Raw genomic sequence first — 26526 nt, forward strand, 5'->3', positions numbered from 1 at the left:
GCGAAGCACCATTCATTCGCTTATATAAAAAATCCGTACATCTTCCGCGTTTTAAAGTGTGGAAGATGTACGGATTTTTTTTGTTGATTTATCAATGTACATGGCAGCATCAGCTTGCATGATGAGCTGCTCGACATCTTGTGCCATTCCGTTCGCGAAGCCCGAAGCGAGAGCGATATGCATCTTGTCCATTTCAGCATGAATGCCTGCTCTTAGTGTTTCGATTTCTTCAAGCGTCAAGTGTGATTCGATAATGGCAAACTCGTCACCGCCAATGCGGTAAACGTTTTGGCTATGCTGCTTTAGAGCGAACGCGGTCAATTTGAGCAATTCATCTCCGGCAGCATGACCGTGATGATCATTTTGAATCTTTAAGTCGTTTAAATCAAATAATAAGATAGCGAGTGGAACGTTTTGACACGGCATAAGTTCCGATATCATATTATCAAATTGATAACGGTTATAAAGTCCTGTCAAAGCATCAGTCCTGCACCGTTTCTCTAATTCATTTTTTTCAGTTATCGCTTGTTCAACATTACGTATGATTCCTTGGATTGCGACAAGTTCATCATTTTCATAAATCGGAGTTGTATACTCCTCAAACCAGACATATCGTCCATCATTCGTCCGCCACCGTTGTAAAAAGGCGGTATCATAATTTCCCGTACCTGATATCTTTGCAATCAAAACATCAAAGTCATCCGGATGAATACGGTCAAAACAGACAGCCGGATCGGCGTAGCTCGCGTCGACGACGCCATCACCAATATGTTCATCAAGCGACGGGCTGATGTACCGAAAGCGTTGGATCGGTTTCACTTCGTAAACATAAATAACATCTTTCGTATGATGTCCGATCAGTTCAACTGATAATTGAGAAGCTTCATCGGGTTTTTGAAGTTTGGTAAAGATTAATGCCATGATAATACCAATACTCATTCCTAAAACAAGCATGCGGATTCACCTTCTTGTATTCTATATAACCTATATAATACCATGTTTTTTGAATTATTTTACTTTTTTATACGACGATTTTTTAGGTTTCCGTTCTGCTTCCATCCAGAACTGTAATTCCTTTTTTTGAACCGGATGAATTGTTCCTGTCTTTTTCGGGTATCGAGTGGATAGGAACTACTTGCAATATACGAGGAATTGAACGGGTTGCGATCTGCTTTAAACAAGAAGCTGCTTCATCCTTTCCGCGTGCATCTACGGACGATCGACTGTCCGAATTGCAGACAACACTTAAAGGAGAGAATGAAATGGGACATGACCACGGGCACGACCATGCACACACTGGAAACAAACGTGTATTATTGATTGCTTTTTCCATCATCACACTATTTATGATCGTTGAAGTGATTGGCGGATACTTGACGAATAGTTTGGCACTTCTCGCTGACGCCGGACATATGTTAAGTGACTCGGCGTCACTCGCGATTTCGCTCGTCGCGTTTAAGCTCGGGGAACGGGCAGCGAGCGGCAGTAAGACATTCGGTTACAGACGTTTCGAAATCCTGGCTGCCGTCATCAACGGTGTCGCTTTAATCGCGATTTCGCTCTATATCTTTTATGAAGCGATTCGTCGTTTTACAGAGCCGACGTCGATTGCCTCGACAGGGATGCTGATCGTCAGTGTCATCGGTCTTCTCGTCAATCTGCTTGTCGCTTGGATCATGCTACGCGGAGGCGACGTCAAAGAAAACCTGAACATGAAAGGTGCCTATCTCCATGTCTTGAGTGACACACTCGGCTCGATTGGTGCGATTGCAGCAGCCTTGCTCATCATGTTTTTCGGTTGGAACTGGGCCGATCCGCTCGCAAGTATCATCGTAGCGCTGCTCGTCTTACGAAGTGGTTACTTCGTGACGAAATCAGCCGTCAATATTTTGATGGAAGGTGTCCCTGAGAACGTCAATCTCGAAGAAATCACCGCGACGATTCAAGGGACAGAGGGTGTCAACGACGTCCATGACTTACATGTCTGGGCGATCACGAGTGGATTGAATGCCCTGTCGTGTCACGTCGTCACGGACGGGGACATGTCGATTGCTGAAGGGGAGGCGTTACTTCAGGAAATCAAGCATAAGCTTGAAGATCAACATATCCATCATGCGACGATACAAATCGAGACTGCGAATCACGAGCATAGTGATGCCTTACTTTGTGAACTCGAGGGGCGTGCCGCACCTCATTCGCATCACCATTAATTAAATGGATCAACATCATGCATCGTTCACGACAGCTGTCCTTTTGTTTTAAAGGAGTTGATTAAATAATGGATCATCATTATTCGCCAAGTGAATTTAAAGATAAGATGTATGCCGATTTAAAAGTAACACCGAGCGACTCCGTTATTCTCATGTGTTCAATCTTCATTGCCTCAATCGGTCTGAACATGAACTCCATTCCAATCATCATCGGCGCGATGCTCGTCTCGCCGTTGATGACCCCTATTTTAGGTGTCGGATTTGCATTATCCGTATCCGATTTAACACTCCTCAAACGTGCGACGAAATTATTGATTGTCCAAGTGTCCGTCAGTCTGATTGTGGCAACGTTATACTTTTCCATTTCACCCATCACGTATGCAAGTAATGAGATCATTGCAAGAACGTCACCGACGATTTGGGATGTCGTGATTGCGTTTGCCGGCGGGACGGCAGGCATCATCGGTGCGCGAAAAAAAGTCAGCAATAACATCGTACCCGGTGTCGCGATTGCGACCGCTTTAATGCCGCCTCTTTGTACGGTCGGCTATTCGATTGCGACGATGAATTTGGACTATTTTTTAGGATCGAGTTATTTATTCGTCATCAATTGCGGCTTCATCACGATTGCGACGTTCATCGGTATTCGGTTCATGGGCATTGCTTCTGCAGTGAATGCTAATAAACGTCAAAACCCTCGCATTAACATTGCACTTGCCGTCCTGTCCATCCTGATTACGATCCCCAGTATTTTTTCTGCCGTGACATTAGTCCAGGAAAGTGTCATCAGTACCGGGATCACGTCGTTAATCGATGAGCAGTTCGCGGAAAACGTGGTGATTGACCAGTCCTATGATGAACAAAAAGAACAATTGACGGTGACGGTCACCGGGAAACGCCTGTCTCAAGAAGAGGTGACGGCAATCGAATCGAGCTTACCGGACTATGGATTAGCGGATACAGACTTGGTAATCAATCAGGTCCCGGACATCAACGCCTTGACGGGCGAACAAGCAGCAGCCGTCCTGAACCGTTATCTCGAAGAACGGTTGCGTCAATCCAGCTGGTTCAGCAACCGGTCATTCAATCTTGATGAACTTCCATTCCAATTAAAGGACTGATTCGATGATTGCCTTTTTCATATTGATGCGAAACATGTTTCATGTCGTCCGAATCCTGTTTCGCCAAGAAGAACAGAAAGCGGTCATGTTTTCCGTCGTCTTCTTACTCGCGGTCGGAATGTTCTTCTATCATAGCGTCGAAAAATTGACGTATCTCGATTCCGTCTACTTAGCGGTCATGACATTGACGACGGTCGGCTATGGTGACGTTCATCCGATCACGCCACTCGGAAAAATCTTTTCGATGGTCTACGTGTTGCTTGGCATCGGGGTCCTCAGTGCCGTCATTGCCAACTTCAATCGGGCGTTAAAAGAATTTCATCAAACGAAACGGAAGCCGAAATGAGGTCTAAAGGAGGAGGGGAATGATGTGAAGTTCAATCTGGTTTTTATCTTCTACAGTTGCTTACTCGGGATTCTCGTCGGTGTAGTCGCGTCACTTTTTTTAGGCGTCGTCAACGCATTGATTCATCTTGTGTGGACGACATTACCGGAAACGTTTGACAGCACCTGGTACCCGATTTGGATGGGAGCGACGGGTGGGGTGTTGATTGGACTGTTTCAGAAATACATCGGGGATTATCCGAAGACGATGCACGAAACGTTACGTGAATTTCAGGAAACCGGACGGGTTACGTATGAAGGGGCGATTATCAAAAACAGTAGCGCGGCATTACTTGTCTTAACGTTCGGGGCAAGTCTTGGTCCGGAAGCGGCACTCGTCAGTATTTTGGGAGGATTGATGACGTGGATCGGCGACCGGATGACGTGGACGATTCATAAAAAGGAACAATTGCTTGAACTCGGGATCGGGGCGATGTTAGCGACGATATTTTATGCACCGTTCGTCGGTGTCAGTGAAGCGATCGAAGAGGGAATCGCAGAACGTCGTTTTCAATCAAAACTGACGAAAGCCCTCTTGTACGGGATTACGACAGCGTGCGGGATTTTAGCGTTTACGTTGTTGAACCGCCTCTTCCCGAGTGCTTCCGTATTCGGTATCAGTACCCCCGAAGTCAATTGGACGCGGGAAGTCTTTTACTTCTTAGTCCCGGCAATCCTCATCGGGGCAGGTTTCGGAGCAGTGTTTCTTCTTCTTGGTCGATGGACGGACCAGCTTGCAATCAAATATCCATCACCGCTCGGACTCGCAATCAGCGCCGGACTCGCCATCGGTTTGTTTGGTATCTGGTCACCGTATTTTTTATTTTCCGGTGAACATGAACTATTAGACTTTTCAAAAGAAGCGCTCGATCAATCCATTCTCTTTTTAGTCTTGCTTGCGCTCGGAAAAGCTTTGCTGACGAATATCTGTTTTTCATTCGGATGGCGGGGCGGGAAAATCTTTCCGGCGATTTTCTCAAGTACCTCCATCGGCTTCGCGTTTGCCGTCTTGTTTCCATATACACCCGGGTTACTCGTCGCCGTCGCCGTTGCTGCGAGCTGTACCGTCATTTTGAAACAACCTTTCGTCACGGCGACGTTGTTATTATTTTTGTTCCCACTTCAATTCTTCCCGTTCATCTTATTCGTCGCAATCTTGATTAAACAAATCTCGATTCGAATCGAAGGAAGTATCAAGTAAAGTCAGACGAGTCATGCGGTCCTTGATTTCTTCAATCAATCTCTTTTCCTGCTCCAGCAACGAATCACGAGCACAGAAAGCACGACGAACAAGACCATCCAGGAGACGTGTTTCATGGCAAATGTGGCAACGAGATCCCAGCGTTCCTTTAGATAGTAACCGCTCGTCATGAAGAGCAAGGACCAGACCGTAAAGGACAGTGCCGTTGAAAGTAAAAATGTCGTCAAGCGAATCCGGACCGTCCCGGCACCAAACGCAAAAACCGTTTTCCAGAGCGGGGACAAGAGCAGGTACCAGCCACCATACTGGCGTAAGTTGTGTTCGGCGCGTTGCAAACGGTCCGGACGTACGTGAAGCCACTTCGTCAGCACATGCAGCAGCCGTTCACCGCCGAAGTAGCCGAGACCATACAAAACGAGTTGCGACAGGACGAATCCGATGACGCCCGTCGCAAGCATCAAAACGTAGGAGAGCTGATTCGTCGCCACTAAAAAGCCGGCATAACTCATGATCAGTTCGGTCGGGATAAAGTGGGCGAACAGGGCGAGAAAGACACCGAGATACCCATAATGGTCCATCCAGATTTGCCAGTTTGTCATGTCATTTCTCCTTTCGAAGTCGTGTAGCGGCAGCCCGCACCAGAAGTTTACCGAATCGTTACACGCCCTTCATAAATGAAACGGTCGACATCTCCGATAGACTCGACGAGGAGATGATACGCCATGAGACCTAGAAAAAGAAAACCATTGCTGAGTGAACAATTGAACGGGTGGTTAATTCCGTTAGTCGGAATCGGCTTACTGACGATTAGTTTACTGAGCGTCTATGAAGTATATCAGACATCGACGAAGTCAGTGACGGAACGGCTCGAACGGGAGTTGACGATGCTCGATACAAGCGTCAAAGCGATTGCGCTGACCTATCCGGAAGCGAATAAAGCGCGGGATCAAGCGGTGAAACGGACGAAAAATCAACAGTTGGCGGATCTTGCGCAAGATGATTATGAAGCTGCGTTCGAAACGTTCCGTACGAAAGATCAGGTTTTCCCGGCAATTGCATTAACGAACACCGAGCAAACCACCGTCCGGCGCGACTTAAACACGAAAACCGTCACGACGGTAACACATGGAGACCGGTTCATCCTGGCAAAAGCGATTCAGGAACTCGATACGATCGTCTTCTTATCGGTCGACCGGGATCAACTGATCGGTCCGGCCAAGGCACTGGCATTCGAACTCGGGACCTTAAGCCTCGCGGTCCTGTTTTTCGTCAGTCTGCTGATCCGCTTCCGGATTAAACAACAGCTGGCCCCGTTATCCGTCCTCTCGCTGAAGATTGAAGAGGCCCACGCGAAACGGAACTATCGGCCGCTTTCACTTAAGACCACCACGTTTGAAGTCGAACAGTTAGTGTTCCAGTACAATCAATTGATGAACCAAATCACAAGCTTGACGGATGAACTGGGCAACACGAGTAACCAGCTCAAACGGATGCAACCGGAATTCATGAGCCAGCTATCGGCAACCGAGGAGTCGGTGACGGCGATCTCAGAAGTCGCCACTTCCTTGACCACCCATTCACGGGAAGTGGAATCTGTCGTCGAAGAAACGGATCAACTCCTGCACACCTCCTCGTTAGCGTTAGAACGGATGAATCAATCACTACAAGAGAGTCAACGGACGCTCGTCCAGTTCCAGTCGGAGATCGCACAGGAAGAAACCATTCTTGATGCGTTGAAAATCAGAACGCAGACGTTACATACGTCGTCCGACGTCGTCTTGCGGTCACTACACAGCACACGTGAGAAAAATGATTCGATGAACCACTCCATTCAGCAGATTCAACGCGTCGCTGAGGCGACACGACGGTTATCGCTTAATGCCTTGATAGAAGCCTCGCGCGCCGGTGAAGCGGGGCGTGGTTTCGCAATCGTCGCAAAAGAAGTCGAACTGCTATCGCTTGACGTGACGCACTTGATTCGGAGCATCAATCAAGCCAACGACGAATTGACAGCGAGTGTCACGACGATGGAAGGCGATTTAAGCCAGATGACGACCCACATCAATGACACGTTCCAACAGTTAGGTCAAGCGACGGACGGGATGACCCAGCTATTTTCCGGTTCATCTCGGATTGAAGAAGCATTACGACACGTCGAGCTGGAACGCCATGCGGTCAATACGGTGAATCCAGCAGTCGCCTCGCACCTCAAGACCATCCAGCACACCTTACTGACGTTACAAACGTACGGCAAGACGCTGGGTGATCAAATGAATGTGAACATCGCGCGGCAGGAACAGTTAAAACGTCATGGAGATACGATGCATCAACAGGTCCAACTCCTTGAACGAGCGATTGATGCAAGTGACCACACCTTGACTAGACGGTAAACAAAAAACCAAGACACACTCCAACGTAAGCACGGAGTAACTCTTGGTTTATCTCTGTTTCACGTCACAGCGTCAAGCAGCCGCGAAAGCCACGACTCGCATAATAGGAATCCGCTCCATTGTGATAAACGAATACCGTATCATACCGGCGATCGCAATAAAGCGCACCACCTTGGTCACGAATCGATGATGGCGTTGCAACCCAACTCGACGTTTTGAGGTCCATTGGTTCGAGTGCTTGCAGCATTCGGTATTGCGCTTCTGTCAATAAGCTGACCCCCATCTCCGTTGCCTGTTCGAGCGCACTCGTCGCAGGTGAATTTTTTTTACGCTTCTCGCGGGCAGCCTGGTCATAACAGCAACTGCGGCGACCCGTAGGACTTTCCTTGACGCAATCAAAAAAGGTTAAGTCATCGGGTGCGTCCGGGTCCGTGACGAGATCCGGTTCACCACCGGTCTGTTCCATTCGTTTGATAACCGCTAACGCATCAGGCTGTTGCTGTAAGCGTCTTTCGACATTAGCCCAGTCGACATTCGGGTGCCGGTGCATCTGTTCCTTGAAGCGGGTTTCGAGTTGTTTCAGTACTGTCTGTTCTTCTTCCGTTGCAGTCATGGGGAGTACCTCCATTCTTCATCTATTCGTTACAGTCAGTATACCCACTTTCACTGTAAAATATGAAAAATCCGTGTTTCCTGTCACTTCGGAAGGAAACACGGATTTGATTAACAGGTCTCGCATCATTGCTCCAAATAGCGGTAGAGCGTACTTTTGCTAATCCCCGTTTCCTGACGGATTTCAGCGAGGTTGTACTGTTTGCTTTGATACATTTCGATTGCCCGTTTGACATTGGCATCTGCTTTACGCGGGCGGCCCGTCTGTTTCCCGTCCGCCTTCGCTTTCGTCAACCCTTGGCGTGTCGTCATACTGACGACATCGCTTTGGAGGGCGACAAGATGTTCGACGAGTTCTCGAAACGAGTGCGTGAGCGGTTCGCGGGTATCGATTTGTTCCCGGATCGTCACGAGGTATGCTTGCTTTTGTTCGATTTGTTCAAGCAATTCAATCAAATGGCGCGATGAGTCAGCCAAGACATAAAGTTGCGAGACGACAACCACATCCCCCGTCGCCAGTGAAGCGATTAACTGTTCGAGCGCTTCCCGTCGTTTGGACGAAGCGTGTTCTTCGATGACTTGGCGTTCGGGTTTGAAGGCTTGAACGGCTTCCATTTGAAGGATACATTCCGGATCTTCATAAAACGGACGCATATAACTGATAATCATAAAATTCTCCTCACATCGTACACTAGTCGTAAAATCAATCGTCCCAAAACAGTTCCATTATGATACTTTAAGTGGTACGCTTAACGGACATTCAACGAAACCATCCATTCGGGTCCCCCTTAGTATACGGGAAACCCTGTAGGGGTGGAAGGAAAGGTGGAACGAAATTGATGAATTTGACACTCCGGGAACAGTGGTTCTCAAACATCCGCGGTGATATTTTAGCGGGAATCGTCGTCGCCCTCGCATTGATTCCGGAAGCGATCGCCTTCTCGATCATTGCCGGTGTCGATCCGATGGTTGGCTTGTATGCCTCGTTCTGTATCGCCGTCATCATCGCTTTCGTCGGCGGACGTCCGGGAATGATATCGGCAGCGACCGGTGCGATGGCACTCCTGATGGTCCCGCTCGTCAAGGAACACGGACTGGATTATCTATTAGCGGCAACGATTTTAACCGGTGTCATTCAACTCGTATTCGGTATCTTGAAGGTTGCCCGCTTCATGCGGTTCATCCCGAGAGCCGTCATGATTGGTTTCGTCAACGCACTGGCAATCTTGATTTTTATGGCACAAGTCCCGCACTTCGTCGGGATTTCAACGTTGACGTATGTCATTGTCGGCATCACACTCGCCATCATCTATTTGTTGCCGCGCTTGTTCAACGCGGTTCCGGCACCGCTCGTTGCCATCATCGTCTTGACGGGACTGACGATTTACTTCGGCTTCGACTTACGGACGGTCGGAGATCTTGGAACGATTGAGCGGTCATTGCCATCGTTCTTCTTACCGGACGTCCCGCTCACATTCGAGACGCTCGGCATCATCTTCCCGTACGCACTCGCCTTGTCGATCGTCGGATTGCTCGAATCGTTGCTGACAGCAACGATTGTCGACGACATGACGGGAACGGAGAGCGAAAAGAACCGCGAAGCACGGGGGCAGGGGATCGCGAACTTCGTCACCGGATTTTTCGGAGGGATGGCTGGATGTGCGATGATCGGACAATCCGTCATCAATGTTAAATCCGGGGGACGTGGTCGACTTTCGACGCTCGTCGCGGGACTGTTCTTAATGTTCTTAATCATCGTCCTTGGCAACTGGGTCATTCAAATTCCGATGCCGGTTCTTGTCGGGATTATGATCATGGTTTCAATCGGAACATTTGATTGGTCGTCCTTCACCTATATCCGAAAGGCGCCGAAAGCCGATGCAATCGTTATGTTGACGACGGTCATCACGGTCGTCGCAACACATGATTTGTCAATCGGAGTCATCACTGGAGTCATCTTGAGCGCCTTGTTCTTTGTCGCGAAAGTCTCAAAAATCAACGTCATCAAGCGACAGGAGAAGGATCAGACGATTTATACCGTCCAGGGACCACTCTTCTTCGCTTCCGTCGATCACTTCATCGCATCTTTTGATTATGAGGTCCATGATACTGCGATCATCATCGATTTCTCATCGACACAAATCTGGGATGATTCAGGAGTCGGTGCCATCGACAAGGTAATGTTACGCTTGATGTCGAATCAGAATAGTATCACGATCCTTGGATTGAATCCGGAAAGTAAACGTCTCGTCGATCGCTTGGCGATTCATAACCGACCGGATTCGAAGTCCTCACCCCATTAACCTGAAGGAGTGATTTGTATGTACAATCATATTCTATTAGCCGTCGACGGTTCTGACCATTCTGTCCGTGCAGCGGAAGAGGCGATTAAACTCGCACGTTTGAACGAATCGAGCAAGATTGAGGTCGTCTTCGTCGCGGACTTCGCGAAAGCACGCGAAGAAGTCTTGCATTCGGAGGGGAGCGAAGCGCTAGAAGTCGCACGGCGACGAAAGCTCGGACCGGTCGAAGAAAAGCTCGAAGCGGCAGGGGTGTCCTATTACGTTACAATCCTCCGCGGGGAACCGGGGCCGGCCATTGTCGAGCATGCGAATCAGCAGCCGACGGATATGACGATCATCGGTAGCCGCGGGTTGAACTCGCTTCAGGAAATGGTCCTCGGCAGCGTCAGCCATAAAGTCGCGAAACGCGTTAAAAGCCCCGTCATGATCGTCAAATGACCGGACGAGGGGATATTCTCTATACAAAAAACAGACCACTTTGTTGCCGTTGCACACAAAGTGGTCTGTTTTTTGATTTTAAAGGCGCATGCCCGGAGACAGTTTGACGACGCGGTAAAGTATGAAGGCACCGACCAACAGAATCGGATACGTCGTCTCGATGTGTTTGACGAATACAATGAGAATCGGGACGGCAATCAATAGGCCGAGCAGGACATAACTGATTTTGAGTAATCTGCGCTCTTGTTGCCGCAACATGGGAAACCAACCTTCAAACAGCAGCAAAAGCAGTTGTCCGCCGTCGAGCATGATCAGCGGAAGACAGTTCGTCAATCCGAGAAAGAGACTCGTCGCAGCGAGTAACTGAAGCAGGACCGTCACGGTGTAAGGACCGTCCGGCAAAAGAGACGGCAGACTATCAAACAGGAAGTGAACCGGATACGTGACCCACGGTGTTATCAGGTGATACCACCCGGCCACTAGAGATTGTGCCGGATTCATGATTTGCAGGACCGAGAGACAAGCAAGCGGGACGAGGACGATGCTCATGATTAGTCCCGAAGCGACGAAGACGATCCGTCTACCGCGATTGACAGCAGCGTCAGCCGGTAAGACATACCCTCCGAGTAACAGCAAACAAAGCTGGTAGGTGACGCCACGGTATGTCGCCCGCGCGAGAACGGGACCGAACCCAACTGACAGGGTGCGGACCTGTATCCGGACGAGCTTGGCACCTGCGACGTGTCCGAGTTCATGGAGGAGCGTCGCCAGCAAAAAAGTCCCCAATAATACGAAATACGACATGATCTGCTCCTTTTAACGCGTTAATTGTTCTTGAAAGATGAGACGAAACTTCGGACGAACGTCGATTTCGATGGTTTGGACGACTTCGTCTTGTTCCAAGGTCAGTAAAATCCGTGCAGCTTCCCGGTCGTCTTGAATGATTTCAAATGACGATAATGCCTGTAAGGACATACTCGACAGCAGTCGACCGTCGGAACGCTGATTGACTTGAAGGGAAAACTGACCGCTTGCCGGTGTCAGACGAACGATGAACTGTTCGACGGCATTTTGAAAGCGGTACGTCGATTCGTCGTAATAGAAGAGTGGAACCGGTTCATCCGGTTTTACTGAAAATAAGGACAACAGGTCTAGTTCTTCAGGAAACGACTTCACTAAAATCCACTCCTTTGGTAAAATGAACTAACTTTCATATCATACAGTATTTTACAAAAGAGGGTACAGTGAAATTGGAAGCAATTGTAACGAAGGAGGACAACTAATGGGATACATAACAGAATTAAGAAAATTCATCGGCAGTCGACCGATTATCAGCGTCGGTGCGACAATCCTCGTCATCAATGAACAAGGACAACTTTTGTTCCAACACCGTTCCGATACAAACGATTGGGGATTACCGGGCGGCTCGATGGAACTCGGGGAAACATTAGAAGAAGTCGCAATCCGGGAATTATATGAAGAAACGGGACTTGTGACGGACAAGGTCAAACTCATTGGTGTCTTTTCCGGACCACGCTACCAGTTCACATATCCGAACGGAGACGAGACGGATAGTGTGATCAACCTGTTCCACGCGCACGAAGTCACGGGGACATTACAAATCAATGATGACGAAAGTTTTGACTTGGCATACTTCAGTCAAGATGCGCTCCCGGAAAAAATCGAAAAACGGGCACATGCCTTACTGGAGGAGTTAGGTACCACGATTTGGGCATTACGTAACTCCTTTGAAGTAAAGAATTAAACCAAGCATGACAGAAAAAGCGCCCGACGTCCTTTTGAACAGGACATCGGGCGTTATCTGTTACTTCGAGACAACTGAAATGCGCTCTTTATCATGGCGATTGTGTTCGACCTCATCCGCAATGGCGACGGCATAATCGGCGTAACTGATGTAACTGTCACCTGCTGCATTAACGGTCAAGACGTCTGAAGCGAGTTGGTACGTTCCTGTCCGTTCACCTTCCGGATCGAAGAAGGCTGCCGGACTGACGAACGTCCAATGTAAGTCGGTCGCCTGTTCCAAATCAATCAGGTTAAGCGTCTGACTTTTCGCCGTCGGAAGGTATGCTTCCGGGAAATCCGGTGTATCTGCCAAACGTGTCGTTTGTTCCTGGTCGACGAACAGGCTGCCGGCGCCACCGACGACGATTAAACGCGTTGCCGTTCCTGACAATGCCTCCATCAAATGGCGACCGAGTTCGACGTGCTGAATCTCATCTCCAGGCGCCGCGCCAAAGGCATTGATGACGACATCGAATCCCGACAGGTCGTCCTTCGTCAATGCAAACGCATCTTTTTCGAGGACGGAGTCGTGCGTCGTCCGGGTTACATTTCGGACGATTGCCGTCAAGGCATGTCCCCGTTCTGCCAGTTCCCGTAAAATAGTTCGTCCTGCTTTCCCACTTGCACCGATGATCGCAACTTTCATCTCACATCTCCTCCTTTTAAGTTTATGTAGCATGACACTTGTAATCATTTTAGTTACAAAAATTTATTCTGTCAAGGAAATTGACAAAAAAACATCCCCTCACTAAACTGAAGATATTGGTGGTGAAAACAATGATCAATAGTCGACTAGCGGTCGCAGTGCATATACTCGCTTTAATCAGTTCAAGTGAAGAACAACCGATGTCTTCCGAAATCATTGCCGGGAGTGTCAATACGAACCCTGTCGTCATCCGTCGCCTGACCGGTCTCCTGCGAAAAGCAGGACTGCTCAAGACACAGGCGGGACGGACCGGTGCAATCCTGACACTAAAGCCGGAAGACATCACATTGCTGATGGTCTATCGTGCTGTTGAGCCGAAAGAAGACTTATTCATGATGCATGAGTCCCCGAATCCGAATTGTCCGATCGGCCGCGAGATTCAAGGCGCGCTCGAGACGACGTTCAGCCGGGCTCAACAGGCGTTAGAAGCAGAACTCGCAGCAGAAACGTTAGCTGATGTCGTCCATCGTCTCATTCCGAGATGATGGTGGTCGTGTCTGGATTTGTAAACGGATTCAAAGGAGGATAAACGATGCGCTTAGTCAGTTACTCTGCTGTGAGTGTCCTTTTATCGTTTTTATGTTTTACGGGTTATGCGCTGTTAAACAACTTAGAAAATGAATTTCTTTATCAATTTGGAACGTTTGCCGTGACACTTTTTTCATTTTTGTTCGGGATTCCCATGTTATGGATTGCCGGGCGGTACCCTTTACCGTTACGTCTCCTGATTTATCTGACGACGTTGACCTTCGCCATTCTCTTGTTTATCGGTGGTTATCAAGCGTTTGGTCAATCATCCATCGATATCCAACTGAACGTGCTCGGAATCGTTCGCTTTGCCGTCATCGCCTGTCTGTTTTATGTGATTCCGTATGAAGTCTGTGCAAAACGGGTTAAACGTCCCTCTGTCTCGACGTAAAACGATCTTTTTTTAAAGGTCGTTTTTGTTTTGCAGGATTTTCCAAATATATCACGAATTCCATTCAGGACAAGATGAATTTAAGGAGGAAATCAGATGAAGGATACATTTCAGTGTCAGGACATCGGTAAATCATTTTCAGGGGACGGTATCGAAACGAAGGCACTTGACGCCGTCAATCTGACGCTCGACGCAGGTGATTTCATCTCAATCATCGGACCGTCTGGATCAGGGAAATCGACGTTACTCAGTCTGATCGGGACACTTGATCGACCGACGACAGGGCAGCTATTGTATGGCGACCGCCCGATCAATCAGTTGAAGAGCAAAGAACTGTCTGATTTCCGGTTCGAGAACGTCGGATTTATCTTCCAACAGTTTCATTTGATTCCGACGTTGACGGCACTTGAAAATGTGATGGCTCCATTGTTCGGACGCAAAGTTTCCTATGATAAGAAGGAGCGGGCACTTGCCTTACTCGACCAAGTCGGTCTTGCAGAAAAAGCCAGCTCGTTGCCGTCCCAGCTCTCCGGCGGACAACAGCAGCGTGTCGCCGTCGCCCGGGCACTCGTCCATGAGCCGAAGTGGCTCCTCGCGGATGAACCGACGGGGAACCTCGATACGGAAACCGGGGAAATCATCTTTCAACTTTTAAAACGGTTGAACGCTGAAAAAGGATGTGGCGTTTTGTTCGTCACCCATGACCCGGAGCTTGCTGACCGCGCCAATCGAAAAATCGAGATGAAGGACGGACTTGTCATCGAAGATTCGCGACTCGTCACGGTCTGACGGAGCACCGATTTTGTTTTCGGACGGCTGACCCTTTACACTTATCAGTAAAGGAGGCGACGCATGATGCGACTTGGCATACTCGATCAAGTCCCGCTCCACGAAGGGGATACGATCGAACACACGATGATTCGAACGAAACGACTCGTCGAAGCAGCAGAACAGCTTGGTTATGAGCGTTACTGGTTCGCCGAACACCATAATACGAACGGTTTACTTAGCGCAGCGCCTGAATTATTCATTGCCCGGATGGGGAGTGATACAAAAACGATTAAGCTCGGGACGGGTGGCGTCCTGTTACCGCAGTACCGCCCGTTAAAAGTCGCGGAAAATTTTTCGACGCTCGAAGCCTTTTATCCGGGACGGATTGAACTTGGTATCGGAAGCTCTCCAGGCGGAAGTGAGCGGACACGAAGTGCCTTGACGGACGGGGAAGCGAATAAGTATTCTGAGTTCCCACGCTTGATGGATGAATTGTCCGGTTTTTTAACTGATTCGTTGTCCGCAAAGCATCCGTTTCGGATCGTCAAGACGACGCCGCGCCTCACGCAAACGGCTCCCCTCTATTTGCTCGGCCTGTCACCGAACAGCGCAAGGCTCGCGGCAGAGCGGGGGATGGGGCTTGTCTTCGGTCATTTCATCAATCCGGACCGCTGGGAAGAGACATTACGGACATACCGCGAGCAGTTCATTCCGAGTGCGCAGTTCAAGGAGCCGACGGTCATCGTCTGTGTGTTTGCGATCTGTGCCGAAACGACAACAGAAGCAGAACAGTTGGCGACGACACAAGATGCCTGGATTCAAGGGATCCGGCTCGGAAACTCGATCGTCCCGTCGTTTGATACCGTCGGGACGAAGGACTGGAACCCGGAACAATTAAAACGGATCCAACACGACCGGCGCCGGACTATCGTCGGAACGGCGACGGAAGTTGAAGCAGCACTCGAACAGTTGGCAACCCGGTACGGGACGAATCAATTTTTGTTAATCAACAATGCTTACGACCAAGACAAACGGCTCAAATCGTACCGGTTGATCGCCGAACAGATGATACAGCACTAAAAAACGGCCGACGATGTGTCGGCCGTTCTTGTATACTCCTTATTTTTGTGATGTCGGACGGATCAGGATTTCATTGATCGAAACATCATCCGGTTCACTGACCGCATAGTTGATTGCCCGAGCAATCGCGTCGGCATCAATCGCCTGCATGTTGCCGATCCCTTGTTTGATGTCTTCATCCGTAATGTGGTCTTTTAGCTCCGTATCGACGGCTCCCGGTGAAATGATTGTCGCGCGAATGTTATTATCGACCGACTCTTCCTTCCGGAGACCTTCCGTAATCGCACGCACGGCAAACTTCGTTCCACTGTAGACAGCGCTTGACGGCATGACTTCGTGACCTGCGACGGACGAGATGTTGATGATATGCCCTGATTTTTGTTTTCGCATGTACGGAAGGACAGCCCCGATTCCGTAAAGAACGCCTTTGATGTTGACGTCAACCATCGTATCCCATTCATCCTGCTTGTTTTTATGGAGTTGCGACAACGGCATCAGACCGGCATTGTTGACGAGGACGTCGACTGATCCGTACGTCTCCTGTGCCAGTTTCGCGAGTTGTTCGAGTTGCTCCGTCTTTGTCACGTCCGTCACTTGATAGACCGCTTGACCACCGAGCTGCTCGATTTCTTCTTTTAATGCTTGCAACCGATCTTCACGACGTGCTGCGAGGACAAGTTTTGCACCGTTCTTCGCAAGTAACTTCGCTGTTGCTTCCCCGATACCGCTTGATGCACCTGTAATGATGACGACTTTGTTTTCAGCCATGATTGATAACCTCCTGTAGTAGTTGCTTCACTGATTTATGCTCACTGTTGAGTTATTGCCTGTTTTGCTGCAGGACAAACCTACGGAAGACACTTATGAAAAAAAGGAGCTGGTTCGTATGAAACGACGGACGATTCGTTTAATCGTCATCTTACTTGTGATTGGATTGATTTTCATCATCGAACCATTCCGAAATCAACCGCCGCTTCCTGACGTGTCGGTCGGAAACCAAACGATCCCGACGCAGCAAGGGTCCTATTGCTGGCATGGTCTCATACGGGGACAATGTGTCGACTATATCTACACGAACCCGCTCGAAATGACAGAAAAATTGAAGCCGACCGTGGTCCGACCGGAGTCACCGATTACGATTGCCTTTCATGACGGTCCTACGCCGGACGATTTAAAAATCGAACAGTGGCAAGATGCAGAGACAAGACAGACAGTTACGCTGCAAGACGAACAACTCAAAGCACCTGATGCGCGCGGAATCTATGTGTATCATGTCCTTGCTGATTGGGAGCAAGGGGACGGGAACTCGGCTTTCGTGATTGAAGTGAAATGACACGTCGAAACGGGTAAAGACGAGTAAGATCGTCGTGTTTAAGCAGAGAGGATGAAAAAACATGAGACTCGAAAACAAAGTTGCCATCGTGACGGGGGCGGCGTCCGGAATGGGCAAGAGCATCGTGGAGCGGTTTGAGCAGAAGGAGCACGTGTCATCGTGTCTGACATTCAGCTGGACGGGGCAAACGCAGTAGTCGCGGCGATTGAAGCAGCCGGCGGGACGGCGACCGCCATCAAAACGGATGTCACGTCTGCTGAAGCGATTAAACAACTGTTTGACGAGACGTTAGCGGCTTACGGACAACTCGATATCCTTGTCAACAATGCCGGAATCATGGACGGGATGGAAGGGGTCGACGAGCTGACCGATGAACGCTGGGACCGCGTTCTCGCCATCAATACGACTGCCGTCATGCAGACGATGCGGCTCGCGATTCCCTTATTTCGTGCACAAGGTTCCGGAAACATCATCAACAACATCTCAATCGGTGGACTAAACGGAGCGCGTGCCGGTGCTGCGTACGCCGCCTCCAAACACGCCGTCGTCGGTCTGACAAAAAACACGGCGTTCATGTATGCACAAGAAGGGATTCGCTGTAACGGAATCGCGCCCGGTGCCGTCGAGACGAACATCGGACAATCGATGACGAACATCAGTGAGTTCGGGATGGGACGGACGATGCTCGGGATGGGCTTGAACCCCAGAACCGGACAACCTGACGAAATCGCACAGCTCGCTTTGTTTCTTGCATCAGACGACGCGAGTTTCATCAATGGGGCAATCGTCGTTGCAGACGGGGGATGGAGTGCCTATTAGGCCGATAAGACGAGAGCATATACTATAATAGGGCAATAGGCTGTAGCGTAATCAAGATGACGGACATCCCCGTCATCTTTTAATTTGTCCGAAAGCAAATAACGCTTGTTCAATCCGATTTTTTAATAAAATACATAAGAAAAACGAATCTCACTGTTAACGATCAACAGTAAAAATCCGTTCGCGGACAGTCGTTGTTTTCAATTGTTTCCGGGCATCAATCGAGTCACGGATATGTATAATGTATTGTCGTCCTTTCCGATACCCAGAGCGAGGCGGTTTAATCCGCAACTCTTTCCCATCGATGACAACGAGTTCATTTTGCATCCGTTCCCCCGTCGAATCCGTGACGGTAACGGTTCGGTTCGAAACTTGATCAGCGCGGAGTCCATGTGAAAATTCAATAGCGAATGTATGATACGTCGAAATCGAACGTGTCCGTGATTTGAAGTGCGGGTCGTCTGTTCGTGCTTCAAGGGAACAGTAACACCCTGTGAAGACTAAACAAACAGTCAGGATAATGGAAAATAACGGTTTCAAAACAAGGCTCCTTTCGTCATTTACTTCATTTTAATACAAAATATGGTAGTATTCAATCCGTCTCAGGACGGAATACTAAAATTTTTTCTTCAAGGAAGGTGGAGTGGGGTGGTATACTCGAAAGCGAGAGAAAGGCAGTGAGAGCGTATGACAGAAAGCATGAGAGAAATTATCGTCTCCATCCGGACAAGTTATGATTTTAAAGCAGACCAGGGACGTGCCGTCCGCGTCGTCGAGTTTCACGGGCGTCGGACGACGACGATCGACACCATCAAACAATCGACACCGAAGCGGATGATTCTGCTCGAGATGATTCGGGCCGTCAATTCATTTAAAGAACCATTCCATATCATTTTTAATGTCGAATGTAATTTCGGCTTTAAATATTTGAATGATGAACGCAAGTGGGAAAACCGCGATCTTGGTGATACGTTTAACGAAGCAATCAAGCAAGGCGGGCACACGTTCGAATTACGTGACAGCTCTTTTTACGAAGGTGGAAAAGACCTGCAAAAATGGTTACTCAACATCTTAAAGAAAGCAGACTGAGTCGGTCTGAAGAGGGGTTCTATCGTTACCGATAGGATTCCTTTTTTCTTTAGGACTCCCGTGACTTACTAATATGTGGTAAATTTGTTGGAAGAAAGATTCTTTTTAAGAGGAGGTACGCTCTTGAATCATGTATTGCGTCGGTCGAGCCCTGTCGTCGTCAGCTCTTCGATCCTCTATTTGATTGTCTCGAGTATCGTCCTGAGCGGCTATTTCCGAATCGCCGTCGCCGATCCGTTCAGTTGGCTGTTTTACTTGGGAATTTTGCTGTCGGCCTGTTCGATCGTACTACTCAGTCAAATGCGACACGTGTATACCGGCATCCTGCAAATCGTGTTAGTGTGTCTGCTGCTCGCGATGACCGGACTCATGACGGTGATGTATGGACTGGAAATCATCTTGAACTGACTTAAAACTTACATGAAGAGGTGTGTACAGATGAACAAAGAAGACCATCAACTTGCGAGAAAACTTTTAACGACCTACTTAACCGGAACACAGCTCTCGACGATTCACTTGGCTAGTTTCGTCAGCCTGGATTTCATTAATCTCTACGATACGATGAACCCGGAAATTTCGTTACGGATTGAAACCGATCGCCTCTATTACGGGGACGTCGAATCGTCAAAAGATTGGGTCGTCCGTCATATGACGAAAGAAGAGATGTTACACTTGATCGTCACCTTACATACTGAACGAATCACTGGTGTACGCATCGGAAAAACGATTCCGCACCTTTTTCTGACGTTCAGTTCCGGGAAGACACTCGTCGTCAACGGCTCGGACACGTATTACGAATCCTGGACGGTCGATTTACGGTTGAACGCCGAAGCGACGGCCTCAATCGTCGCTGTACCGGGAGATGAACTGGCCGTTTTCGCCAGTGATAACGCCTTATTCCAAGATCGGGTCATGGAGTGACATGAATCCAGAAATTCTTACACTGACGAATGAACTGGTGGCTGAACGATTCCCTGAATCCTTAGCTGCAATGATTGCCGGCAGTCATGTCCGTGGACGGGCGACAGCGACGTCTGACATCGACCTGATCGTCCTCATGCCAACAGGAGCACGCACCTACCGGGAGTCGTTTCTGTATGAAGGATACCCCGTCGAAGCGTTCATTTACACGGAAGCGACGATTGCCGACTTTTTCGAAGCGGATCGCGCACGTCGACGCCCCTCGCTGCAACGGATGGTCGCGGAAGCGGTGCCGGTCCGGGTGCATCCACTCGTCGACCGGTTGAAAACGGAAGCGTCGCGCCAATTGCTTGCCGGACCAACGCGATGGACGGTTGAACAATTAAATCAGAATCGCTATTTTTTGACGGATCTGCTCGATGACTTCATCGGGGTAGAGGACCGGACGGAAGGACTCGCCATCGCAACACGTCTTTTCGATCAAGCAGCTGCCTTTCACTTAACGGCATCCGGACGCTGGCTCGGTCAAGGAAAATGGTTGCCGCGTGAACTCGCCGCCCTCAGTCAAGCAGATGCTGACCGATTCACGGATGCTTTCGAACGTTATTTCCGTCATGATGAGAAACAATCGGTCATTCAGTTGATCGAGACGTGGCTAACACAACATGGCGGACGACACTTTGATGGATTTTCCATCGGGACATAAGACCTGCTCTTGTTGCGACGAGCAGGTCTTTGTTATGCTAAAGAACTAGACGAAACCATCAATCGGTTGAACGGACCGTCGCTTACACAAGGAGAGAATCGCATGAAGAAACAACTTGTATGGCTCATCAGCAGTTTCCTCGTCGGGATCGGTTGTTTCTTATTTTTACAACACGACAACCATTCCGCAGCGTTCCATGATCCGGCCCCTGAGTTAACACCGCAAGCGGTCGTCGCCGGTTTCAACAAAGATGCGACCATTCAGCTTACGACGAAAGAGGTCTACTGGACAGAAACATTAAGCGATACACAGGCAATCGCTTATGCTGAGACGAAGACGACGCGCTATTTGATTGTGTTACGGCGCAACGAGGCAACGTACGTCGTCACTCACGTCACACGCCGTACCGTACACGACGGACAAGAGTGGGCGGAAGCGGATGTCATCGATACGGACGCCGGCCGTTTCCTGATTGTCGTCGGTGAAAATCACCATCGCCTGATTGATCATTTGACGGTAGCACCATTCAAGGTTGCAGTCACGAACGGCGCAGAAGAGATCCGTGCCATCGAAGCGATGACGCGTACATTTGACGTCGCAACGAAGGAACGGTTCCATACGGTGCAAAAGCTCCCACAAGCTTTTCCGAAATCACTGTTCTTTGATCTCCACGCGGTCGACGCCTCAGGCGCAGAACGGTTTCGCTTCCTATCGAACACCATCGACTGAAGCATCAAGAGTGGGCACTCGTCTTCCCATTCGGTATACTAGTTGCAGTGAACAAGGGAGGAATCGGTATGTGGATTGTAATGAATCAACTACGCGTTGTCAAAGGGAAGTCCGATCAAGTTGCGGCGCGCTTTAAGACGACAAAAGGGATTGAGCAGATGGAAGGATTCATCCGGATGCAAGTGCTCGTCGATATTAGTCAGGACGAACACGATGTCGTGACGATCATGACGACATGGGGAAAACAAGCAGATTTCCACGCTTGGCAAGCGAGCCAAGCATATAAAGGCGTCCATAAAAAACGAGACGCTGGGACTTCTGAAGTCAAACCACTTGTCCTCTCGAATGCCGTGACGGAATATGCCGTCGTCGCCGATCATCCGCATCTCTAAAAAATGCCTGACACCCGTTCTTCGGATGTCAGGCATTTCAGCGTGTAGACAAACTAGATGGAAGGTCACTTGAATGTGATCTCCCATCTTTTTTTGCTCTCTCTTTCCTCCCTAATCGTCTTCCTGTGGCAAACATCGCGCCGCTTCGCTTCGCTGCAGAGTCGCTCCTGTTTGCTTTCCACTAGGAAGCGATTAGATCGGAAATCGAGGCTTTTTTAGCTTTCTTTCATATTATAAAGTAAAAAAATATACCACGAAGGAGGGTTTCCCATGATGGGAAAACGAAATCAACCCCATCGTTCTGAAAACATCACGGTCACACTCGAACAATTGGTTCCTGCGGACCACTTGGTCCGCAAGGTCGATCAGGTGATGGACTTTCAATTCATCTATCCATTGGTTGAAAAGTTATACTGTGAAAATAACGGAAGACCTAGCGTGGATTCTGTTCTCTTAATCAAGATGGCTCTCCTTCAATATTTATTCGGTATTCCTTCTATGCGGAAGACGAAGAAATCGAAACGAACGTCGCCTATCGTTGGTTTCTAGGACTTGGATTGGATGAAAAGGTTCCTCATTTTTCAACCTTCGGAAAAAACTATGTCCGACGCTTCCAAGACACGACGATTTTTGAAGATATCTTCTACAAAATTCTGACCCAAGGCGTCGATGCTGGATTCGTGGACCCAGTGGTCCTGATTATCGATTCGACACACGTCAAAGCAAATGCGAATAAGCGGAAATATAAAAAGAAACATGTTCGTCGTGCAGCACGTTTTTATCAAGATGAACTGGAACAAGAAATCAATGATGATCGTGAGGCGCACGGATAAAAGCGTTTTACCCCCAAGAAGAAGGACGAGAATGATCGACGTTTGACGAAGGAGAGTACCACGGATTCTGAGTCAGGATATTACGTGAAGGGGGAGCGTGAAAAGCAATTCGCCTATTCCTTTCATACAGCATGTGATCGGAATGGTTTTGTCCTCGGGACAATTGTCACACCAGGTAATATTCACGATAGTATCATTTTAAATCCCTTGCTCGAGCTCATCATCCACCGTTTTACCGTCCCGTTTGCAGTCGTCGCAGACTCCGCCTATAAAACCGCCCCCATCGTACATTTACTTCTCAGACAGCGTATTTTGCCAGTCTTCCCCTACACTCGCCCCAAAGGGGTGAAAGGTATGTTCAAAACGAATGCCTTTTATAATGATGCGTATTACGACTGCTATCTCTGTGAAAATAATCAGCAGCTTGTCTATCGAACAACTACACGGGAAGGGAGACGGGAGTACGTATCAGATCCAAAAATCTGTGAAACTTGTCCATTTCTAGAACGGTGTACGAAAAGTCAGACGATGCAGAAAGTGATTCATCGGCATGTCTGGCAAGATGCAATCGACGAAGTCGAGCGCCTTCGCCACACACCGGTTAATAGGCAGCTGTATGCCCGACGAAAAGAGACAATCGAACGTGTCTTTGCGGACGCGAAAGAAAAGCATGGCATGCGTTGGACTCGCTACCGCGGGTTAAAAAAAGTAACGATGCAGACCATGCTCACTTTTGCTGCCCTGAACCTCAAAAAATTGGCCAATTGGTCATGGGATTCCAGTCGGAATCCTAATGGAGTGTCATATTTTTTACGCATACATAAGACAAACCCTCATTTCCAAGTGGATATGAGGGTTTGTCTACAGTCTGAAATGCCTGACACCCGTTCTTCGGATGTCAGGCATTTTACATGTTCTTTCGCAGAAATGGGTAAAAGAGTTAAAACGGACAACAGAGGTGAGACAGCATGACGCGACGGAAACTGATTGTATCCGGTATGACCGTAGTATTCGGCATGGTATTGATTCTCGGTTTTTTACTGTCAGGTGGATTCGTCTATCTTTATTTCTTTGCCATCCTGATCGGTTGTGCCTCGTTTTTGCGGGAACCGCTGTCCCGTGCAGAATGGTTGCAAGAAGGCATTGTCTTCATCCTCGTATGTTGTCTCATTTATGTCACCCAGCATTTTTTATTCTAATCAGTTGATCTGATAGGAATCGAGCAGTAAGTCCCGTGCTTCCGGCGTCAATTTAAAGCTGATTTTCCGCGTCCGGTCTTCAAGGTAGATATCCGTCTTTTTGACACGTCGATCGAGATAAATCCGATACTGTTGTGCTTGATCTCCGTTGAAGAGCGTCAAATAGGACCGCTCTGCGAGTTTTCCCTTTTTCTCCGCGACCTGACTTTGCTTGATCAATCCTGTCAACGTCTTCATTTCCTCGACGGATGTCATCAGGAATTCCTGCTCGCTCAATTCGTCATATGGCGTTTTTTGTGTGTAGTCGACCTTTGGAAACGGACGGTCATGAAAAACGGCATGGCGGGGGGACTCCGAACTGTCGTCGTCATCCGGTAGCAGCTTGATGCCTGGCGGTAGCTCGGACTCCTGTCTGACGGTCAACGTATAGCGCGACCGTTCTCCTGATGTCGTTGTTACCTGTAGCAATCCATACTCACCCCGACTGTTCGGTTCTGCCGGTGTAAAGCGTACCTTGACTGGTTTTTCCGCCTCGATAATCGGCGCTTCAAAAAGAAGATTGATCCCATCCGTCAGCAGGTGCGGACGAATCTGATGTCGGTCGTCCATGTACGTCTTATCAATAAATACGAAGTGCGGTATCCCGTGAGCAAACGGCGTCAATTCCATCACATTCGTGACGGTTGTTTCTTTCGTCTGATCATTCGTCGCCCGGATGACGAGGTATCCCGTCGTCGGAAGTGTCAACTGCATTTGCGACTTGCGAACGTGATCGACCAGATGGCTGTACAGTTGACGATTTTTCGGATCAATGGTCTTGATTTCGATCTTTTTCACCGGTTTCGTCAAGGCTGAAGTTGAAAACGAATTTTGTTTTTTCGTTAGCGAATGGAACGTCGGCAGATGCCGCATATCTTCACAATAAAGGTATGGTTGACCGTCCGACTCGATGTACGTCGCCCGCATGCCTTCGATGAACAGTCCGATGTTGACGAGCGAGACGTAATAATGGTCACCCACCGTATACTGTTTTGGTGGCTTGACCTTTTTCTGATGACAGACTTCTTGAATCAGGCTCCCCAGTTTCGGATCGGCACTTTTAAAGTCGCTGACGTTTAACGTATCGTAAAGGTCCGGTACATAGCTGAACTGAACCGGTTCCGGATCTTCAGCACAGCCACTTAAGAATACGAGGCAGAGGGCCAACACGAACCGTATGCGCATATCTCATTCCCCCTCAATCTGTTCCGCGAGCTGTGCAGCCAGCTCACCTGACAATTTTGTACCTTTTTTCGAGGTTGTGTCTTGCAGGTAGACATCTGTTTTCTGGGCACGCTTTTTTAAATACACGGTGAACGTTTGTGTTTTCCCCTTGTCGACGAGTGTAAAATACTGAAGCGACGGTTTATTTCCTTGCGGTTGCTCGAGGGTGACCTGTTTCAGTTCGTTCGCGAGGGCAAGTGATAATTCATCCGGCATGATCCCAATTTTGCGGATGTTGCCTTCTTGCAGGGACTCGATCGTCGGGTGGAGGAAACCTTTGATTCCGTCATTGCGTTCTTCATCATCCATTTCAAATAACTTCACCTTCTGATAGACCGGCTGATACCGTAAGGACAACGTTTTTTCTTCCATATCATCCAGGTCATTTTTTGCGCGTAACGTGACATACGGAATCGTTTGGTTCGCCGTAAGTGTCTCCGGTAAGGGATGATACGTCATGTCGACTTTTTCCTGATCATATGTCGTCATTACGATCCGGTCCTGCAGGTACCAACCGGGACTTTCGAAAGTAATCGAATGATATGTCGCATTTGCTCCGTTCCCGCTCGGACGCGTCGTCAAATAAAAGTCTGTCGTCTGGTTGATGAACGAAGTCGGGACATCGACGAGCACGTGCTCTTTGTTGTTCTCTGTCAGGATGACGAGTATTTGTCCTGCAATCGGCATATGTAAGTTATGGAAGGGTGCGAGACGACGGCTGAAATCACCCTCTGTTTTCGCTTCACGATTTTGATCCGCATGGCGTGTCCGTTGTTTTTCCGTCACCGGGAAAAATGTCGGCGTCTGCAAGGGCGTTTTGTCCGTTCCTTGTTCTACCTTCACCCACGGATGGTCTTTCGCTTCGACCGGATGAATTTTTAATTGATGCGTATCCCGCGACCGGCAGGCGAGGTACAGGTTTTCTTTTTCAGCGAGATAAAAGACCTCGGTTTGAGCTCCATACATTTCAAGCGTTTTTAAGGAAAAGTACATCTCATATGTATTAAGGATCCGGTAGGATGAGGGCAGTGCCGTCGTCTTTTTATTCTTGCACGTTTTTAACAATTGTTTTTTCTCTTTCGTCGATACATCGTCTACGAATTGATGATCGGTAAAACGTTCGACTGACCAGTACGCCGGTACGGACTCAAGCTTCAATAAACGTTCTTGACCGCACCCGGTCAAGACGAGACTGCAGGCCAGTCCTAATGCCAGTGACCATGATTTAATGACAATCCCTCCCCGTCGTTTTCTACTTATTTTACCATATATTTTTCCATATTTTATCTATTTTTCATTTC

The 26526-nt window shown here is 48.7% G+C and carries 31 protein-coding genes and 2 pseudogenes; 22 read left to right on the top strand and 11 right to left on the bottom strand.

Annotated elements, in window-relative coordinates; genetic code table 11:
• Positions 1–51: 51 nt before the first annotated feature.
• Entirely contained in the window at positions 52–954 is a 903-nt protein-coding gene (locus A0126_RS17920) for a sensor domain-containing diguanylate cyclase (protein WP_088837127.1), read from the bottom strand.
• A gap of 308 nt (positions 955–1262) precedes the next feature.
• Between A0126_RS17920 and A0126_RS17925 the strand changes: the two genes are divergently transcribed.
• The 4 genes from A0126_RS17925 to A0126_RS17940 all read left to right on the top strand — a co-directional run bounded on the left by A0126_RS17925 (position 1263) and on the right by A0126_RS17940 (position 4916).
• Complete coding sequence (locus A0126_RS17925; RefSeq protein ID WP_088837128.1) at positions 1263–2210, top strand: cation diffusion facilitator family transporter; 948 nt, start codon at positions 1263–1265, stop codon at positions 2208–2210.
• A gap of 68 nt (positions 2211–2278) precedes the next feature.
• Positions 2279–3331, top strand: coding sequence for a DUF389 domain-containing protein (locus tag A0126_RS17930; RefSeq protein ID WP_204251449.1), 1053 nt, complete (start codon positions 2279–2281; stop codon positions 3329–3331).
• Positions 3332–3335: 4 nt separating this feature from the next.
• A complete protein-coding gene (locus A0126_RS17935) occupies positions 3336–3677 on the top strand; it encodes a potassium channel family protein (RefSeq protein WP_088837130.1) in 342 nt (113 codons plus the stop codon).
• A 24-nt stretch (positions 3678–3701) separates the two neighbouring features.
• On the top strand, positions 3702–4916 hold the full coding sequence (locus A0126_RS17940; RefSeq protein ID WP_088837131.1) for a chloride channel protein: 1215 nt from the start codon (positions 3702–3704) through the stop codon (positions 4914–4916).
• 35 nt (positions 4917–4951) lie between these two features.
• Here A0126_RS17940 and A0126_RS17945 read toward each other — a convergent pair whose 3' ends face one another.
• Positions 4952–5515, bottom strand: coding sequence for a DedA family protein (locus tag A0126_RS17945; RefSeq protein ID WP_088837132.1), 564 nt, complete (start codon positions 5513–5515; stop codon positions 4952–4954).
• A 123-nt stretch (positions 5516–5638) separates the two neighbouring features.
• On the opposite strand from A0126_RS17945, the gene A0126_RS17950 reads away from it, so the two are divergent.
• Complete coding sequence (locus tag A0126_RS17950) at positions 5639–7306, top strand: methyl-accepting chemotaxis protein (RefSeq protein ID WP_088837133.1); 1668 nt, start codon at positions 5639–5641, stop codon at positions 7304–7306.
• A 64-nt stretch (positions 7307–7370) separates the two neighbouring features.
• Here A0126_RS17950 and A0126_RS17955 read toward each other — a convergent pair whose 3' ends face one another.
• Together A0126_RS17955 and A0126_RS17960 are read right to left on the bottom strand one after the other, a co-directional pair.
• Entirely contained in the window at positions 7371–7919 is a 549-nt protein-coding gene (locus tag A0126_RS17955; RefSeq protein ID WP_088837134.1) for a DUF4256 domain-containing protein, read from the bottom strand.
• A gap of 125 nt (positions 7920–8044) precedes the next feature.
• A complete protein-coding gene (locus tag A0126_RS17960; RefSeq protein ID WP_088837135.1) occupies positions 8045–8587 on the bottom strand; it encodes a recombinase family protein in 543 nt (180 codons plus the stop codon).
• 170 nt (positions 8588–8757) lie between these two features.
• Here A0126_RS17960 and A0126_RS17965 point away from each other — a divergent pair, with 170 nt between their 5' ends.
• Both A0126_RS17965 and A0126_RS17970 read left to right on the top strand, forming a co-directional pair.
• Positions 8758–10221: a SulP family inorganic anion transporter gene (locus A0126_RS17965; RefSeq protein WP_088837136.1), complete on the top strand. Its 1464-nt coding sequence runs from the start codon at positions 8758–8760 to the stop codon at positions 10219–10221.
• Between the two features lie 18 nt (positions 10222–10239).
• Positions 10240–10659: a universal stress protein gene (locus A0126_RS17970; protein WP_088837137.1), complete on the top strand. Its 420-nt coding sequence runs from the start codon at positions 10240–10242 to the stop codon at positions 10657–10659.
• Between the two features lie 78 nt (positions 10660–10737).
• Here A0126_RS17970 and A0126_RS17975 read toward each other — a convergent pair whose 3' ends face one another.
• Both A0126_RS17975 and A0126_RS17980 read right to left on the bottom strand, forming a co-directional pair.
• Positions 10738–11463 (bottom strand): site-2 protease family protein, encoded by a 726-nt coding sequence (locus A0126_RS17975; protein ID WP_088837138.1) that lies wholly within the window; start codon positions 11461–11463, stop codon positions 10738–10740.
• A gap of 12 nt (positions 11464–11475) precedes the next feature.
• The gene (locus tag A0126_RS17980; RefSeq protein ID WP_088837139.1) at positions 11476–11835 is read right to left on the bottom strand and encodes a hypothetical protein; all 360 of its coding nucleotides are present in this window, start codon (positions 11833–11835) and stop codon (positions 11476–11478) included.
• A gap of 106 nt (positions 11836–11941) precedes the next feature.
• Between A0126_RS17980 and A0126_RS17985 the strand changes: the two genes are divergently transcribed.
• Positions 11942–12424, top strand: coding sequence for an NUDIX hydrolase (locus tag A0126_RS17985; RefSeq protein WP_088837140.1), 483 nt, complete (start codon positions 11942–11944; stop codon positions 12422–12424).
• A 60-nt stretch (positions 12425–12484) separates the two neighbouring features.
• Here A0126_RS17985 and A0126_RS17990 read toward each other — a convergent pair whose 3' ends face one another.
• Positions 12485–13111: an NAD(P)-dependent oxidoreductase gene (locus A0126_RS17990; protein ID WP_088837141.1), complete on the bottom strand. Its 627-nt coding sequence runs from the start codon at positions 13109–13111 to the stop codon at positions 12485–12487.
• A 131-nt stretch (positions 13112–13242) separates the two neighbouring features.
• Between A0126_RS17990 and A0126_RS17995 the strand changes: the two genes are divergently transcribed.
• From A0126_RS17995 to A0126_RS18010, 4 genes are all read left to right on the top strand, one after another.
• Complete coding sequence (locus A0126_RS17995; RefSeq protein ID WP_088837142.1) at positions 13243–13656, top strand: Rrf2 family transcriptional regulator; 414 nt, start codon at positions 13243–13245, stop codon at positions 13654–13656.
• 47 nt (positions 13657–13703) lie between these two features.
• A complete protein-coding gene (locus tag A0126_RS18000; protein WP_088837143.1) occupies positions 13704–14090 on the top strand; it encodes a hypothetical protein in 387 nt (128 codons plus the stop codon).
• A gap of 96 nt (positions 14091–14186) precedes the next feature.
• Complete coding sequence (locus tag A0126_RS18005) at positions 14187–14879, top strand: ABC transporter ATP-binding protein (RefSeq protein ID WP_088837144.1); 693 nt, start codon at positions 14187–14189, stop codon at positions 14877–14879.
• Between the two features lie 63 nt (positions 14880–14942).
• Positions 14943–15941, top strand: coding sequence for an LLM class flavin-dependent oxidoreductase (locus tag A0126_RS18010; protein ID WP_239456892.1), 999 nt, complete (start codon positions 14943–14945; stop codon positions 15939–15941).
• 39 nt (positions 15942–15980) lie between these two features.
• Here A0126_RS18010 and A0126_RS18015 read toward each other — a convergent pair whose 3' ends face one another.
• Positions 15981–16709 carry an SDR family oxidoreductase gene (locus tag A0126_RS18015; protein ID WP_088837146.1) on the bottom strand — a complete coding sequence of 243 codons (729 nt, stop codon included), beginning with the start codon at positions 16707–16709 and terminating at the stop codon, positions 15981–15983.
• Positions 16710–16827: 118 nt separating this feature from the next.
• On the opposite strand from A0126_RS18015, the gene A0126_RS18020 reads away from it, so the two are divergent.
• Both A0126_RS18020 and A0126_RS18025 read left to right on the top strand, forming a co-directional pair.
• The gene (locus tag A0126_RS18020) at positions 16828–17274 is read left to right on the top strand and encodes a hypothetical protein (protein ID WP_088837147.1); all 447 of its coding nucleotides are present in this window, start codon (positions 16828–16830) and stop codon (positions 17272–17274) included.
• Positions 17275–17335: 61 nt separating this feature from the next.
• A pseudogene (locus A0126_RS18025) lies at positions 17336–18093 on the top strand (glucose 1-dehydrogenase).
• Between the two features lie 156 nt (positions 18094–18249).
• Here the strand turns inward: A0126_RS18025 and A0126_RS18030 are convergent.
• Positions 18250–18633: a hypothetical protein gene (locus A0126_RS18030; protein WP_088837148.1), complete on the bottom strand. Its 384-nt coding sequence runs from the start codon at positions 18631–18633 to the stop codon at positions 18250–18252.
• A gap of 159 nt (positions 18634–18792) precedes the next feature.
• On the opposite strand from A0126_RS18030, the gene A0126_RS18035 reads away from it, so the two are divergent.
• The 8 genes and pseudogenes from A0126_RS18035 to A0126_RS18070 all read left to right on the top strand — a co-directional run bounded on the left by A0126_RS18035 (position 18793) and on the right by A0126_RS18070 (position 23962).
• On the top strand, positions 18793–19182 hold the full coding sequence (locus tag A0126_RS18035) for a hypothetical protein (RefSeq protein WP_239456893.1): 390 nt from the start codon (positions 18793–18795) through the stop codon (positions 19180–19182).
• A 123-nt stretch (positions 19183–19305) separates the two neighbouring features.
• Entirely contained in the window at positions 19306–19590 is a 285-nt protein-coding gene (locus A0126_RS18040) for a hypothetical protein (RefSeq protein ID WP_088837150.1), read from the top strand.
• 30 nt (positions 19591–19620) lie between these two features.
• The gene (locus tag A0126_RS18045; protein WP_088837151.1) at positions 19621–20103 is read left to right on the top strand and encodes a hypothetical protein; all 483 of its coding nucleotides are present in this window, start codon (positions 19621–19623) and stop codon (positions 20101–20103) included.
• A 1-nt stretch (position 20104) separates the two neighbouring features.
• Complete coding sequence (locus A0126_RS18050; protein ID WP_088837152.1) at positions 20105–20809, top strand: nucleotidyltransferase domain-containing protein; 705 nt, start codon at positions 20105–20107, stop codon at positions 20807–20809.
• Positions 20810–20911: 102 nt separating this feature from the next.
• The gene (locus A0126_RS18055; protein ID WP_088837153.1) at positions 20912–21538 is read left to right on the top strand and encodes a hypothetical protein; all 627 of its coding nucleotides are present in this window, start codon (positions 20912–20914) and stop codon (positions 21536–21538) included.
• Between the two features lie 68 nt (positions 21539–21606).
• Complete coding sequence (locus A0126_RS18060) at positions 21607–21930, top strand: antibiotic biosynthesis monooxygenase (RefSeq protein ID WP_088837154.1); 324 nt, start codon at positions 21607–21609, stop codon at positions 21928–21930.
• A gap of 270 nt (positions 21931–22200) precedes the next feature.
• A pseudogene (locus tag A0126_RS18065) lies at positions 22201–23537 on the top strand (IS1182 family transposase); the annotation flags it as partial.
• 194 nt (positions 23538–23731) lie between these two features.
• Complete coding sequence (locus tag A0126_RS18070) at positions 23732–23962, top strand: hypothetical protein (protein WP_029330173.1); 231 nt, start codon at positions 23732–23734, stop codon at positions 23960–23962.
• Here the strand turns inward: A0126_RS18070 and A0126_RS18075 are convergent, their stop codons facing one another.
• On the bottom strand, positions 23963–25186 hold the full coding sequence (locus A0126_RS18075) for a hypothetical protein (RefSeq protein WP_088837157.1): 1224 nt from the start codon (positions 25184–25186) through the stop codon (positions 23963–23965).
• 3 nt (positions 25187–25189) lie between these two features.
• The gene (locus tag A0126_RS18080) at positions 25190–26410 is read right to left on the bottom strand and encodes a hypothetical protein (protein ID WP_088837158.1); all 1221 of its coding nucleotides are present in this window, start codon (positions 26408–26410) and stop codon (positions 25190–25192) included.
• Positions 26411–26526: the final 116 nt, after the last annotated feature.

This window comes from Exiguobacterium sp. N4-1P (assembly GCF_002214325.1).